At 72.1% G+C, this 13,902-nt stretch carries 10 protein-coding genes and 1 pseudogene; 8 read left to right on the top strand and 3 right to left on the bottom strand.

Features of this window, described 5'->3' with window-relative positions; translation table 11 throughout:
• Positions 1-56: 56 nt before the first annotated feature.
• Positions 57-1,346 carry a citrate synthase gene (locus VKA29_RS05130; RefSeq protein ID WP_324783970.1) on the top strand — a complete coding sequence of 430 codons (1,290 nt, stop codon included), beginning with the start codon at positions 57-59 and terminating at the stop codon, positions 1,344-1,346.
• Positions 1,347-2,055: 709 nt separating this feature from the next.
• Here the strand turns inward: VKA29_RS05130 and VKA29_RS05125 are convergent.
• Together VKA29_RS05125 and VKA29_RS05120 are read right to left on the bottom strand one after the other, a co-directional pair.
• Positions 2,056-4,308 carry a heavy metal translocating P-type ATPase gene (locus VKA29_RS05125; protein WP_324783969.1) on the bottom strand — a complete coding sequence of 751 codons (2,253 nt, stop codon included), beginning with the start codon at positions 4,306-4,308 and terminating at the stop codon, positions 2,056-2,058.
• A gap of 84 nt (positions 4,309-4,392) precedes the next feature.
• Complete coding sequence (locus VKA29_RS05120; RefSeq protein WP_324783968.1) at positions 4,393-4,632, bottom strand: heavy-metal-associated domain-containing protein; 240 nt, start codon at positions 4,630-4,632, stop codon at positions 4,393-4,395.
• Positions 4,633-4,869: 237 nt separating this feature from the next.
• On the opposite strand from VKA29_RS05120, the gene VKA29_RS05115 reads away from it, so the two are divergent.
• Positions 4,870-5,913 carry a zinc-dependent alcohol dehydrogenase family protein gene (locus VKA29_RS05115; RefSeq protein ID WP_324783967.1) on the top strand — a complete coding sequence of 348 codons (1,044 nt, stop codon included), beginning with the start codon at positions 4,870-4,872 and terminating at the stop codon, positions 5,911-5,913.
• 28 nt (positions 5,914-5,941) lie between these two features.
• Here VKA29_RS05115 and VKA29_RS05110 read toward each other — a convergent pair whose 3' ends face one another.
• Positions 5,942-6,142 (bottom strand): helix-turn-helix transcriptional regulator, encoded by a 201-nt coding sequence (locus VKA29_RS05110; RefSeq protein ID WP_324783966.1) that lies wholly within the window; start codon positions 6,140-6,142, stop codon positions 5,942-5,944.
• 359 nt (positions 6,143-6,501) lie between these two features.
• Between VKA29_RS05110 and iolC the strand changes: the two genes are divergently transcribed.
• From iolC to VKA29_RS05080, 6 genes and pseudogenes are all read left to right on the top strand, one after another.
• Positions 6,502-7,452 carry a 5-dehydro-2-deoxygluconokinase gene (gene iolC, locus VKA29_RS05105; RefSeq protein WP_324783965.1) on the top strand — a complete coding sequence of 317 codons (951 nt, stop codon included), beginning with the start codon at positions 6,502-6,504 and terminating at the stop codon, positions 7,450-7,452.
• Between the two features lie 65 nt (positions 7,453-7,517).
• Positions 7,518-8,402 carry a Cgl0159 family (beta/alpha)8-fold protein gene (locus VKA29_RS05100; RefSeq protein ID WP_324784206.1) on the top strand — a complete coding sequence of 295 codons (885 nt, stop codon included), beginning with the start codon at positions 7,518-7,520 and terminating at the stop codon, positions 8,400-8,402.
• Between the two features lie 54 nt (positions 8,403-8,456).
• Positions 8,457-8,675 (top strand): annotated as a pseudogene (locus VKA29_RS05095) (5-deoxy-glucuronate isomerase); the annotation flags it as partial.
• 83 nt (positions 8,676-8,758) lie between these two features.
• The gene (gene iolD, locus VKA29_RS05090) at positions 8,759-10,651 is read left to right on the top strand and encodes a 3D-(3,5/4)-trihydroxycyclohexane-1,2-dione acylhydrolase (decyclizing) (RefSeq protein ID WP_324783964.1); all 1,893 of its coding nucleotides are present in this window, start codon (positions 8,759-8,761) and stop codon (positions 10,649-10,651) included.
• Positions 10,652-10,665: 14 nt separating this feature from the next.
• The gene (gene mmsA, locus VKA29_RS05085) at positions 10,666-12,168 is read left to right on the top strand and encodes a CoA-acylating methylmalonate-semialdehyde dehydrogenase (RefSeq protein ID WP_324783963.1); all 1,503 of its coding nucleotides are present in this window, start codon (positions 10,666-10,668) and stop codon (positions 12,166-12,168) included.
• Positions 12,169-12,473: 305 nt separating this feature from the next.
• The gene (locus tag VKA29_RS05080) at positions 12,474-13,871 is read left to right on the top strand and encodes an APC family permease (RefSeq protein ID WP_324783962.1); all 1,398 of its coding nucleotides are present in this window, start codon (positions 12,474-12,476) and stop codon (positions 13,869-13,871) included.
• The last annotated feature ends 31 nt before the right edge of the window (positions 13,872-13,902 follow it).

Genomic DNA, 13,902 nt, shown 5'->3' with positions numbered 1-13,902 from the left:
GGTAGAGACAGTCAGGGCAACCTCGAAGATGAGGCACTACGTCGGTGAGGGAAGACGTGAGCGACAACTCTGTAGTACTGCGGTACGGCGACGGCGAGTACACCTACCCGGTGATCGACAGCACCGTCGGCGACAAGGGCTTCGACATCGGGAAGCTCCGCGCCCAGACCGGTCTGGTGACCCTGGACAGCGGCTACGGCAACACGGCCGCCTATAAATCCGCGATCACCTACCTCGACGGCGAGGCGGGCATACTCCGGTACCGCGGCTACCCGATCGAGCAGCTGGCCGAGCGCTCCACCTTCCTGGAGGTCGCCTACCTGCTGATCAACGGCGAGCTCCCGACCGTCGACGAGCTGTCGACCTTCAAGAACGAGATCACGCAGCACACCCTGCTGCACGAGGACGTCAAGAACTTCTACCGGGGTTTCCCGCGCGACGCCCACCCGATGGCCATGCTGTCGTCGGTGGTCTCCGCGCTGTCCACGTTCTACCAGGACAGCCACAACCCGTTCGACGAGAAGCAGCGCAACCTCTCGACGATCCGCCTGCTCGCCAAGCTTCCGACGATCGCGGCGTACGCGTACAAGAAGTCGATCGGCCACCCGTTCGTCTACCCGCGCAACGACCTCGGCTACGTCGAGAACTTCCTGCGCATGACCTTCTCCGTGCCCGCGCAGGAGTACGACCTCGACCCGACCGTGGTCTCCGCGCTCGACAAGCTGCTGATCCTGCACGCGGACCACGAGCAGAACTGTTCGACCTCCACGGTCCGCCTGGTCGGCTCGTCGCAGGCCAACATGTTCGCGTCGATCTCGGCCGGCATCAACGCGCTGTGGGGCCCGCTGCACGGCGGCGCCAACCAGTCCGTCCTGGAGATGCTGGAAGGCATCCGGGACGCCGGCGGCGATGTCGACTCCTTCATCCGCAAGGTGAAGAACAAGGAGGACGGCGTCCGGCTGATGGGCTTCGGCCACCGGGTCTACAAGAACTTCGACCCGCGCGCCAAGATCATCAAGGCCGCCGCGCACGACGTGCTGTCCGCCCTCGGCAAGTCCGACGAGCTGCTGGACATCGCGCTGAAGCTGGAGGAGCACGCGCTCTCCGACGACTACTTCGTCTCGCGCAGCCTCTACCCCAACGTGGACTTCTACACCGGCCTGATCTACCGCGCGATGGGCTTCCCGACCGAGATGTTCACGGTCCTGTTCGCGCTGGGCCGGCTGCCGGGCTGGATCGCCCAGTGGCACGAGATGATCAAGGAGCCGGGCTCCCGCATCGGCCGCCCGCGCCAGATCTACACGGGCATCGTCGAGCGCGACTTCGTGCCGGTCGAGGAGCGCTGACCCACGGGTCGAGGGCTCGGGGGCGCGAAGCGCTGAGCGCGGTCGGGCTCCCGACACCGGCTGAGCTCGCCCGCGGGCGAGCCGGACAGGACAAAGGCAGAAGGCGCCCTGGCGCCGGTCCCCCCACGGGCCGACGACCAGGGCGCCTTCCCATGTCCCGGTGCGGATTCCCCCCACGGGATCCGGCCGGGCGTCTGTGAGGACAGCGCCTGAATCGCTGTTGTGCAGATCGAGCGGTCGAGCGTTGAGCGTTGAGCAGAACGAGCAGAAGTCGCCGTACCGCTCGGGTGTGCGATCTGCCGGGACAGCGCACGCACGGGAGGGCCGCTCAAAGCTTCCCGCTGTACGTGCCCCGGCAACGCATCTCCGGAGAAAGTCCCCCAAGACATTCTCCAGACGCCAGTCGGCGCCCCCCAAGACGCCTTCTGACATCGTCAACTTAGACCTTCGAGCCCCCTCGATGGTTACGTTCACATCACTGTGATCTGCGTCTCTTGCATATGTCCGTTAGATGCGCAAGAGCCCCGATCCGGCGACCGGGAGTCAAGCGTAAGGATGATGCGCGAGCCTTGTGAAGAGCTTATGTGAGCCCAGAGCATGACTCTAGAGGGACTTTTACTTCCGACCGCACCAACCCGCCGGTAATAAAATCGCCGGCCGTCGGCGGACCGTTCCCCCGGCAGAAGGTCGGCGGAACGTCGGCGCAATGTCAGCGGAACGTCCGCAGCCGCAGGCTGTTCGTCACGACGAACACCGACGAGAAGGCCATCGCGGCCCCCGCGATCATCGGGTTGAGCAGGCCCGCGGCGGCCAGCGGCAGCGCGGCCACGTTGTATCCGAAGGCCCACACCAGGTTGCCCTTGATGGTCGACAGCGTGCGGCGCGAGAGCCGGATCGCGTCCGCGGCCACCCGCAGGTCCCCGCGCACCAGCGTCAGGTCGCCCGCCTCGATCGCCGCGTCCGTCCCGGTCCCCATCGCCAGGCCCAGGTCGGCGGTGGCCAGCGCGGCCGCGTCGTTGACCCCGTCGCCCACCATGGCCACGCTGCGCCCCTCGGCCTGCAGGCGCCTGACGGCGTCGACCTTGTCCTCCGGAAGCACCTCGGCGATCACGTCGCCGGGGTCGATCCCGACCGCCCGCGCCACCGCCTGCGCCACCGCCCGGTTGTCCCCGGTCAGCAGCATCGGCGTGAGGCCCAGTGCCCGCAGCTCGCGCACGGCCTCGGCGCTGGTCTCCTTGACCGCGTCCGCGACGGCCACGACACCGCGTGCCACTCCGTCCCAGCCGACCACGACGGCCGTACGGCCGTCCCGCTCGGCCTCGTCCTTGGCGCGGGCCAGCTCCGCGGGCAGTTCCTCGAAGAGCCGCCCCACGGCCACCTCCAGGCCCTCCACGCGCCCGCGTACGCCCCGTCCGGGCACGTTCTCGAACGCCTCGACCTCCGGGAGCCGTCCGACGCGCTCCTCGGCGCCCGCGGCCACCGCCCGGGCGACCGGGTGCTCGGAGGCGTGCTCCACGGCGCCCGCGAGCCGCAGCACCTGCTTCTCGTCCGCGCCGTCGGCGGCGTACACCTCCTGGAGGGTCATCCGGCCGGTGGTGACGGTGCCGGTCTTGTCGAGGACGACCGTGTCGACGCGCCGGGTGGACTCCAGCACCTCGGGGCCCTTGATGAGGATGCCGAGCTGGGCTCCGCGCCCGGTGCCGACCATCAGCGCGGTCGGCGTGGCCAGGCCCAGCGCGCACGGGCAGGCGATGATCAGCACCGCGACGGCCGCGGTGAACGCGGCGACGGTGTCGCCGGTGGCGCCGAGCCACCCCCCGAACGTGGCGACCGCGATCCCGATCACGACGGGCACGAACACCGCGGAGATGCGGTCGGCGAGCCGCTGCACCTCGGCCTTGCCGTTCTGCGCGTCCTCCACCAGCCGCGCCATCCGGGCCAGCTGCGTGTCGGCGCCGACCCGGGTGGCCTCGACGACCAGCCGGCCCCCGGCGTTCACCGTCGCGCCGGTGACGGCGTCGCCGACGGTCACGTCGACCGGCACCGACTCGCCGGTCAGCATGGACGCGTCCACCGCGGAGGTGCCCTCGACCACGGTGCCGTCGGTGGCGATCTTCTCCCCGGGCCGTACGACGAACCGGTCGCCGACGGCCAGCCGGGACACCGGCACCCGGACCTCGCGGCCGCCGCGCAGCACGGCCACGTCCTTGGCGCCGAGTTCCATCAGCGCCCGCAGGGCCGCTCCCGCGCGGCGCTTGGAGCGGGCCTCCAGGAACCGGCCGAGCAGGATGAAGGCGACGACGCCGGAGGCGACCTCCAGGTAGATCGTGGACGTGCCCTGGGCGCGGGAGACGGTGAAGCCGAACTCGTCGTGCATGCCGGTCATGCCCGCGTCGCCGAAGAACAGCGCCCACAGCGACCAGGTGAACGCGGCCAGCGTGCCGACCGAGACGAGGGTGTCCATGGTGGCGGCGCCGTGCCGGGCGTTCGTCCAGGCGGCCCGGTGGAAGGGCAGGGCGCCCCAGACGACCACGGGGGAGGCGAGGGTGAGCGCCAGCCACTGCCAGTCGTCGAACTGGAGGGCCGGGATCATGGACATCAGGACGACCGGTGCGGCCAGCAGGGCGGAGACGGTGAAGCGCTGCCGGTAGGCGGCGAGTTCGGGGTCCTCCGGCGTCGTCTCCCCGGCGGACTCCGGCTCCGGCCGCGGCGGCGCGGGCTCCTCGGCGGTGTAGCCGGTCTTCACCACGGTGGCGATCAGGTCGGCGATCCGCACCCCGGCGGGGTAGCTGACCTTGGCCTTCTCCGTCGCGAAGTTCACCGTGGCGGTGACGCCGTCCATGCGGTTGAGCTTCTTCTCGACGCGGGCCGCGCAGGAGGCGCAGGTCATCCCGCCGATGAGCAGCTCGACCTCGGAGTGGCCGTCCTGGTCCGCCGGTGTGTGGGCGGTGGTGCTGGTCATGTCCGGACTCCAGACATCGGACCGGGCCGTGCGGACGCAGTATCAGCTGGTCGGCACAGCCGGTCGGAGAACAGGTGCTGTCGGTCAGACGGTACCGACGAGCTCGTAGCCGGCCTCGTCCACCGCGGCGCGCACCGCGGCCTCGTCGAGGGGGGCCGCGGAGACCACGGTGACCTCGCCGGTCGAGGCGACGGCCTTCACCGAGCTGACGCCGGGGATCTCGGAGATCTCACCGGAGACGGAGCCCTCGCAGTGCCCGCAGCTCATGCCGCTCACCTTGTAGACGGTGGTGACGGAACCCGGGGTGTCGGACTGGGCGGTCATGTCTCTCTCCTCGTCGAGGCGGGTGGGACGGTGGGGCCCACGGGGACCTCCACCGACTCCACTGTACCCCTAGGGGGTATTTATCCAAGGATCGCCCGCCGCGGCGGGCTCCCCCGGTCCTCCCCGGCTCCTCCCTGGCCCCTCCCCTAGAGTTCCGCGAGAACGCGGTGATCTCCAGGAGCCGAGGCCAGGGCGTATCCGGACGGGCCCCTGGGGCGGACGAAGGTGAGGCGGCGGATGCGCGCAGTGGTGTTCGAACGGTACGGCGAGCCGGCCGAGGTGCGGGACGTGCCGGATCCGCGGCCCGCCGAGCACGGCGTGGTCGTGCGGGTCGAGGCCACCGGCCTGTGCCGCAGCGACTGGCACGGCTGGCAGGGCCACGACCCGGACATCACGCTGCCGCACGTGCCCGGCCACGAACTCGCCGGCGTGGTCGAGGCGGTGGGCGACCGGGTCACCGGCTGGCGTCCCGGCGACCGGGTCACCGTGCCGTTCGTGTGCGCGTGCGGCACCTGCGGCGCGTGTGCGGCGGGCGAGCAGCAGGTGTGCGAGCGGCAGACCCAGCCCGGCTTCACCCACTGGGGCTCCTTCGCCCAGTACGTGGCGCTGGACCACGCCGACGTGAACCTGGTCGCCGTACCGCCGGAACTGTCGTCCGCGACGGCGGCCTCGCTCGGCTGCCGGTTCGCGACGGCGTTCCGCGCCGTGGTGCAGCGGGGCCGGGTGGCCGCGGGGGAGTGGGTCGCGGTGCACGGCTGCGGGGGAGTGGGCCTGTCCGCGGTGATGATCGCGGCCGCGTCGGGCGCGCGGGTCGTCGCCGTCGACGTGTCGCCCGGGGCGCTGGAGCTGGCGCGGCGGTTCGGCGCGGCGCACTGCGTGGACGCCTCGCGCACGCCGGACACCGCGCAGGCCGTGCGTGAGCTGACCGGCGGCGGCGCCCACCTCTCCCTCGACGCCCTCGGCTCGCCCGCCACCTGCGCCGCGTCCGTGAACGGCCTGCGCCGTCGCGGCCGGCACGTGCAGGTGGGCCTGCTGCCCTCGCCGGACGGCACGACCGCCGTCCCGATGGCCCGCGCGATCGCCCTGGAACTCGACGTCATGGGCAGCCACGGCATGGCCGCCCACACCTACGCCCCGATGCTGGAGCTGGTGCGGGCGGGCGTGCTGCGCCCCGATCTGCTGGTGACGTCGACGATCCCGCTGGACGCGGTGCCGGAGGCGCTGGCGGCGCTCGGCACGGCGCCCGGAGCGGGGGTGACGGTCGTCGCGCCGTGGGACTGACGGCGACCGGGGGGCCGTGCCGGGTGGGTCAGTCCTCCCGGCGCCCGCGGTTGCGGGGCCGGGCGGCGACCCAGGCGCGGACGGTGTCGGCGTACCAGTAGGGCTTGCCGCCCTCGACGTGGTCGGGCGGTGGGAGCAGCCCGTGCTTGCGGTAGGACCGCACGGTGTCCGGCTGTACCCGGATGTGCGCCGCGATCTCCTTGTACGACCAGAGCCTTCGGTCGGTCATCGACTGCACCTCCCCGCGCGCACCGCGGTGGCGGCCGGGGGCGGCCGTCGGGGGGACCGGGCGCTGCGCTGGCGATCAGGAACCCTGTGTCCAACGAGCCACCCCGATGGCGGACAGCGGCTGTGCGCCGGGTGTGACGGCACGCCCGCGAAGACGCGACATGTGTGACACGGGGGTGGCTTTTGTGACAGGAGTGCAGCAAAGGCGTACGCGGGCTCACCGGCGCGGCGCGTTGACGTCGGCGACGCGGCCCCGCGGCGAGCGCCGCAAAAGGACTCGTCCGAATGTCCGGACAAACCATTGACACGGCTCGCCGTGCGGAGCTAGAAACGCCGGAGAGCCGATGTGAAGGGAAGCCGATGGCGTACGACCTGATCACCATGGGGCGGATCGGGGTGGATCTGTATCCCCTGCAGACCGGTGTCCCGCTGCCGCAGGTGACGACCTTCGGCAAGTTCCTCGGCGGCTCGGCGGCCAACGTCGCGGTCGCCGCGGCCCGCCTGGGCCGCCGCTCCGCGGTGATCACCCGGACCGGCGACGACCCCTTCGGCGTCTACCTCCACGAGGCGCTGAAGGGCTTCGGCGTGGACGACCGCTGGGTCACCCCGGTCCCCGGCCTGCCCACGCCCGTCACGTTCTGCGAGGTCTTCCCGCCGGACGACTTCCCGCTCTACTTCTACCGGCAGCCCAAGGCCCCCGACCTGGAGATCGACGCCCACGACCTCGACCTCGACGCCGTCCGCGAGGCCCGCGTCTTCTGGGTCACCGGCACCGGCCTGAGCGAGGAGCCGAGCCGCACCGCGACGCTGGCCGCCCTCGCCCACCGGGCCAAGGCCGGCACCACCGTCTTCGACCTCGACTGGCGCCCCATGTTCTGGCGCGACCCGGACGCGGCCCGCCCCTTCTACCGGGAGGCCCTGCGCCACACCACCGTCGCCGTCGGCAACCTGGACGAGGTGGAGGTCGCCACCGGGGTGCGCGAGCCGCACGCCGCCGCCCGCGCCCTGCTCGACGCCGGGGTCGAACTCGCGGTCGTCAAGCAGGGGCCCAAGGGCGTCCTCGCCGTCGACAGCGGGGGCGGCACCGCCGAGGTGCCCCCGCTGCCGGTCGACGTCCTCAACGGCCTCGGCGCCGGCGACGCGTTCGGCGGCTCCCTGTGCCACGGCCTGCTGGAGGGCTGGGACCTGGAGACGGTCATGCGGCACGCCAACGCGGCCGGCGCGATCGTCGCCTCCCGCCTGGAGTGCTCCTCCGCCATGCCGACCACGGACGAGATCGAGGCCGCCCTGAAGGCCGGAGCGGTCCGGTGAGGGCCGGCCGCGTCACGGGCGCCCACCTCCGGGACACGCACACCGCCCACCCCACCCCCGCCCGCGTGGACGTGGCCGAACTCGTGCGCCTCCGCGCCCACCACCCCGAGGCGGTCGCGGAGGCCGCCGCCCGCCGTGTCCGCCGTCCGCTGCTCGGCGACACCGGCCGGCTGATGATCGTCGCCGCGGACCACCCGGCCCGCGGCGCCCTCGGCGTCGGCGGCCGCGGGTTCGCCATGGCCGACCGCGCCGACCTGCTCCGGCGCCTGTGCCTGGCCCTGTCCCGCCCCGGTGTGGACGGCGTCCTCGCCACCGCCGACGTCCTGGACGACCTGCTGCTGCTCGGCGCCCTCGACGGCAAGGTCGTCATGGGCTCCATGAACCGCGGCGGCCTGCAGGGCGCCCGCTTCGAACTCGACGACCGCTTCACCGGCCACCGCCCCGAGGACATCGACCGCCTCGGATTCGACGCCGGCAAGCTGCTGCTGCGCATCGACTACGACGACCCGGGCTCCCTCACCACCCTGGAGTCCGCCGCCCGCGTCGTCGACGCCATGGCCGCACGCCGGCTCCCCGTCTTCGTCGAACCGTTCATCAGCCGCCGCACCGGCGGCGGCGGACTGCGCAACGACCTGTCCGCCGAGGCGGTGACCAGGTCCATCGCCATCGCCTCGGGCCTGGGCGGCACCTCGGCCTACACCTGGCTGAAGGTGCCGGTCACCGACGACCCCGACGCCATGGCGGAGGTCATGGCGACCTCCACGCTGCCCGCGGTCCTGCTCGGCGGCGACATCGGCGACGGAGCCGAGGACCGGGCGGCGGCGTACGAGAAGTGGCGCCGGGCCCTGCGGCTGCCGACCGTGCGGGGCATGGTGGCCGGCCGCTCGCTGCTGTATCCGGCGGACGGCGACGTGGCCGCGGCCGTGGACGCCGCCGTGGGACTGCTGTGAGGCCGCCGTATGAGCGACGTGCGCGACATGAGCCACACGAGCGACGAGCCGCGGGTGCTCGCGCGACACGTCGGATGTACCGTGCAAACAGGTTCTGAGGAACCACAACTCCCGGACAGGGCAAGCGTGTTCGCGTCGGACAGCGGCGCGGCGCACGCCCCCCGAGACCCCCGGGTCCAGATCGCCTCCGGCGCGGGAGACCGCTTCGCCCTGGCAGGAGCGAAGTGCGAGCGACGACTCCCCGCCCGCTACGGCCCCGCGCCGGAGGTCCCGAACGGCTTCGGCCGCACACGCGTGTCTCCCCGGCGTGGAAGCGCACCCGAGGGCTCTCACGCGGACCGCACGGAGGGATACCGATGACGGTGCGGACCTCGACGACGAGGCTCACGGTCGCGCAGGCGCTCGTGCGCTTCCTGTCCGCCCAGTACACCGAGCGGGACGGCGTACGGCGCCGGCTCGTCGGCGCGACCTGGGGCATCTTCGGCCACGGCAACGTGGCGGGGATCGGCCAGGCCCTGGTGGAGTACGCCGCTGACATGCCGTACCACCAGGGCCGCAACGAGCAGGCCATGGTGCACGCGGCGGTCGGCTACGCCCGCCAGTCCGACCGGCTGTCCACACACGCGGTGACGACCTCCATCGGTCCGGGCGCGACCAACCTCGTCACCGGCGCCGCGCTCGCCACGATCAACCACCTCCCGGTCCTGCTGCTGCCCGGCGACGTCTTCGCCGGCCGCCCCGCCGACCCGGTGCTGCAGCAGCTCGAGGTACCCCACGCCGGCGACGTGTCGGTCAACGACTGCCTGCGCCCGGTGTCGAGGTACTTCGACCGGATCACCCGCCCGCCGGCCCTGATCCCCGCGGCGCTGAACGCGATGCGCGTGCTCACCGACCCGGTGGACACCGGCGCGGTCACGCTCGCCCTGCCGCAGGACGTCCAGGCCGAGGCGTACGACTGGCCGGAGGAGTTCTTCGCGGAGCGCACCTGGGCCGTCCGCCGGCCGGGCCCCGACCCGGCCGAACTCGCCGACGCGGTCCACGCGATCCGCTCGGCCCGCAGGCCCCTGGTCGTCGCGGGCGGCGGGGTGCACCACAGCCGCGCCGAGGCGGCCCTCGCGGAGTTCGCGGAGGCCACCCGCATCCCGGTCGCCTCCACCCAGGCCGGCAAGGGTTCGCTGCGCCACGACCACCCGCAGGACGTCGGCGGCATCGGTCACACCGGCACCGCGACCGCGGACGAGCTCGCCCGCACCGCCGACCTGGTGATCGGCGTCGGCACCCGCTACACCGACTTCACCACCGCCTCCGGCACCCTGTTCACCGGCGACGGCGTCCGCTTCCTCAACCTCAATATCGCGCCCTTCGACGGCCACAAGCTCGCCGGCCTGCCGCTGGTCGCGGACGCCCGCAGCGGCCTGCAGGAGCTGACCGAGGCGCTCGAGATGCACGACCACCGGGTCGCCGACTCCTACGCCGCGCGGTACACCGAGGACAAGGAGCGCTGGGAGCAGCGCGTCGACGCCTGCTTCGAGGCCGGCGACCCCGACGTCCGGCCGACCCAGCCGCAGGTCCTCGGCGCCCTGGACGCCGTGGTGGACGACACGGACGTGATCGTCAACGCGGCCGGTTCGCTGCCGGGCGACCTGCACAAGCTGTGGCGGACCCGCTCGCGCGACCAGTACCACGTCGAGTACGGCTACTCGTGCATGGGCTACGAGATCCCGGCCGCGATCGGCGTGAAACTGGCCGCCCCCGACCGGCCCGTGTGGGCGCTGGTCGGCGACGGCACGTACCTGATGATGCCGACGGAGATCGTGACGGCCGTGCAGGAGGGCGTCGCGATCAAGGTCGTCATCGTGCAGAACCACGGGTACGCCTCCATCGGCGGCCTGTCGGAGTCGGTGGGCGGCGAACGGTTCGGCACCGCCTACCGCTTCCCGGCCGGCGACGGCACGTACACCGGCGCCCCGCTGCCGGTGGACCTCGCCGCCAACGCGGCCAGCCTGGGCATGCGCGTGCTGCGCGCGAGGACCGTCGGGGAACTGCGCGCGGCGCTCGCCGAGGCGCGGGCCGCCGACACACCCACATGTGTCTACGTCGAGACCGAAACGTCAGACACAGTGTCGGGCGCGCCTCCCGCGCAGGCCTGGTGGGATGTACCCGTGGCCGAGACCGCGACCCGAGCGTCGGCGGTCGAGGCACGAGAGCTGTACGAACGGCACGTCTCCACCCGACGCCGCCATCTGTGAAGGAGAAACCGGGCATGACGAAGATCGTCAACCACTGGATCGGCGGCAAGACCGTCGAAGGCGCCTCGGGTACGTTCGGGCCGGTCACCGACCCGGCGACCGGCGCCGTCACCACGAAGGTCGCCTTCGCGACGGTCGACGAGGTGGACGCGGCGGTCGCCGCCGCCAAGGAGGCCTACGCGACCTGGGGCCAGTCCTCGCTGGCCAAGCGCACGGAGATCCTCTTCCGCTTCCGCGCCCTGCTGGACGCCAACCGGGACGCGATCGCGGAGCTGATCACCGCCGAGCACGGCAAGGTGCACTCCGACGCCCTCGGCGAGGTGGCGCGCGGCCTGGAGATCGTCGACCTGGCGTGCGGGATCACCGTGCAGCTCAAGGGCGAGCTGTCCACGCAGGTCGCCAGCCGCGTCGACGTGGCCGCGATCCGGCAGCCGCTCGGCGTCGTCGCGGGCATCACGCCGTTCAACTTCCCGGCGATGGTCCCGATGTGGATGTTCCCGATCGCCATCGCCTGCGGCAACACCTTCGTGCTGAAGCCGAGCGAGAAGGACCCGTCGGCCTCGCTGAAGCTCGCCGAGCTGCTCGCCGAGGCGGGCCTGCCCGACGGCGTCTTCAACGTCGTGCACGGCGACAAGGTGGCCGTCGACCGCCTGCTGGAGCACCCGGACGTCAAGGCCGTCTCCTTCGTCGGCTCCACCCCGATCGCCCGCTACATCCACACCACCGCCTCCGCCAACGGCAAGCGCGTGCAGGCCCTGGGCGGCGCGAAGAACCACATGCTGGTGCTGCCGGACGCCGACCTGGACGCGGCCGCGGACGCCGCCGTCTCGGCCGCCTACGGCTCCGCCGGCGAGCGCTGCATGGCCATCTCCGCGGTCGTCGCGGTCGGCGCGGTCGGCGACGAGCTGGTGGAGAAGATCCGCGAGCGCGCCGAGAAGATCAAGATCGGCCCCGGCAACGACCCCGCCTCCGAGATGGGCCCGCTGATCACCGCCGTCCACCGCGACAAGGTGGCGTCCTACGTCACGAACGCGGCCGCCGAGGGCGCCGAGGTGGTGCTCGACGGCACCGGCTACACCGTCGAGGGCCACGAGGACGGCCACTGGATCGGCATCTCGCTGCTCGACAAGGTGCCGACCACGGCGAAGGCCTACCAGGACGAGATCTTCGGCCCGGTGCTGTGCGTGCTGCGCGTCGACACCTACGAGGAGGGCCTGGCCCTCATCAACAACTCGCCCTTCGGCAACGGCACCGCGATCTTCACCCGGGACGGCGGCGCGGCCCGCCGCTTCCAGCTGGAGGTCGAGGCCGGCATGGTCGGCGTGAACGTCCCGATCCCGGTCCCCGTCGGCTACCACAGCTTCGGCGGCTGGAAGGACTCCCTCTTCGGCGACCACCACATCTACGGCAACGACGGCACGCACTTCTACACCCGCGGCAAGGTCGTCACCACCCGCTGGCCCGACCCGGCGGACGCCCCGGCGGGCGTCGACCTGGGCTTCCCGCGCAACCACTGAGCGTCACCCGAACCCCTGGTGGGGCCGTCCGATATACGGACGGCCCCACCTTTTTTTCCGGCCGCGCTACGGTTACCGTACGGCTGAAAGTGGCCCGTTTTGCGGTCTTGACGCAACGTTAACGCTCGGCGAATCGCACGCTGGCGACGGAATCCGTAGGTAAACAGCCATTGACGTGATGGTTTTCGTCGGGGTTCCATGCTGGCGCCGGGAGCGGACGTAGAGACCCAGGACGCGATCCGCCGGAGGCGATAGCGCGCTCCCGACCCACACCCTCAGTCGTACGAGTCGATCGGACCTGTTGCATGACCGACACGCTCCGCCCCGCCGAGACCGCCGCCGCGGCGGCGGTGGACAGCCCCCAGAAGCTCAAGCGCTCCATCGGCGTGGTCGGCGGGACCCTGCTGACGCTCTCGTGCGTGACACCGGCCTCCACGCTGTTCGTGGTCGTCCCCGACCTGTTCGGCTCGCTCGGCACCGCCACCGCCCTGACGATCGCCATCGGCTCCCTGTTGTGTATCGCCGTGGCGTTCTGCTACTCCGAGCTGGGCACCCTCATCCCCAGCGCGGGCGGCGAGTACGCCATGGTGTCGACGATGGCCGGGCGCCTCGCGGGCTGGCTGGTCTTCGTGCTGTCCCTGCTGGTGGTCATGATCGTCCCGCCGGTGATCGCGATGGGCACGGCCGACTACCTCGCCCCGATCGTGCACCTCGACCCGGCGATGACCGGCGCCGGCGTGATGCTGCTGGCCACCCTCGCCGGTCTGCTCGACCTGCGCGCCAACGCCTGGATCACCGGCATCTTCCTGGTCCTCGAGGTCATCGCGGCGGCCGTGGTGGCCTTCCTCGGCTTCGCCCACGGCGAGCGGGGCGCCGACAGCCTGGTGTCGATGCAGGTGGCCGGCGCCGACGGCCACGCGGACACCGTGACGGCCATGATGGTGGTCTCCGGCCTCGCCATCGCCCTCTTCATCACCCAGGGCTTCTCGACCGCCGTCTACCTGTCCGAGGAACTGGAGCACCCGCGCCGCAACGTCGCCCGCACGGTGCTGGCCACCCTCGCCATCTCCACCGTGATCATCCTGGTCCCGGTCGCCGCGATCACCATGGGCGCCCCCGACATCGCCGCGCTCACCGGCGGCGACATCAGCACCATGGTCACCGACTGGTCCAACTCGGCCGTCGGCACCTTCGTCAGCCTCTGCGTGGCCCTCGCGATCATCAACGCCGGCATCGTCATGGTCATCCAGAACTCCCGCGTCCTGTTCGCCTCCGCCCGCGACAAGGCCTGGCCCGAGCCGGTCAACAACGTCTTCTCCCGCCTCGGCCGCTTCGGCTCCCCCTGGGTCGCCACCCTCGCGGTCGGCGTCCCCGGCGCGCTGCTCTGCTTCGTGAACCTCGACACCCTGTACGGCGTGACGGGCGTCTCCGTCACCGGCATGTACCTGCTCGTCGCGGTCGCCGCGCTGCTGTCCCGCCGCGGCCACCACAAGCACACGCCCGCCTGGCGCATGCCGCTGTGGCCCGCGGTGCCGGTGCTGCTGATCGTGGTCCTGGCCTACGTCCTCAGCCAGCAGGAGACCGGCTACCTGCTGTGGACCGGCGGCATCACCGCCGTCGCCACCCTGTACTGGGTCCTGTACCTGCGTCCGCGCAAGGACACGCGCTGGCTGGTGTCCCTCCCGGAGGACGCGCAGGCCTGAGCCCGGGGGCCCGGCGAGCCCGTTGGGGCCG

It is taken from the genome of Streptomyces sp. H51 (genome assembly GCF_035656535.1).
GTDB lineage: Bacteria > Actinomycetota > Actinomycetes > Streptomycetales > Streptomycetaceae > Streptomyces.
This window is presented reverse-complemented; position numbering and strand designations above follow the sequence as displayed.

Coding starts and splice junctions, on each gene's coding strand:
- VKA29_RS05080 (WP_324783962.1), top strand. CDS start 12,474: ATGACCGACACGCTCCGCCCCGCCGAGACCGCCGCCGCGGCGGCGGTG.
- VKA29_RS05120 (WP_324783968.1), bottom strand. CDS start 4,632: ATGACCGCCCAGTCCGACACCCCGGGTTCCGTCACCACCGTCTACAAG.
- VKA29_RS05125 (WP_324783969.1), bottom strand. CDS start 4,308: ATGACCAGCACCACCGCCCACACACCGGCGGACCAGGACGGCCACTCC.
- iolD (WP_324783964.1), top strand. CDS start 8,759: ATGACGGTGCGGACCTCGACGACGAGGCTCACGGTCGCGCAGGCGCTC.
- iolC (WP_324783965.1), top strand. CDS start 6,502: ATGGCGTACGACCTGATCACCATGGGGCGGATCGGGGTGGATCTGTAT.
- VKA29_RS05115 (WP_324783967.1), top strand. CDS start 4,870: ATGCGCGCAGTGGTGTTCGAACGGTACGGCGAGCCGGCCGAGGTGCGG.
- VKA29_RS05110 (WP_324783966.1), bottom strand. CDS start 6,142: ATGACCGACCGAAGGCTCTGGTCGTACAAGGAGATCGCGGCGCACATC.
- mmsA (WP_324783963.1), top strand. CDS start 10,666: ATGACGAAGATCGTCAACCACTGGATCGGCGGCAAGACCGTCGAAGGC.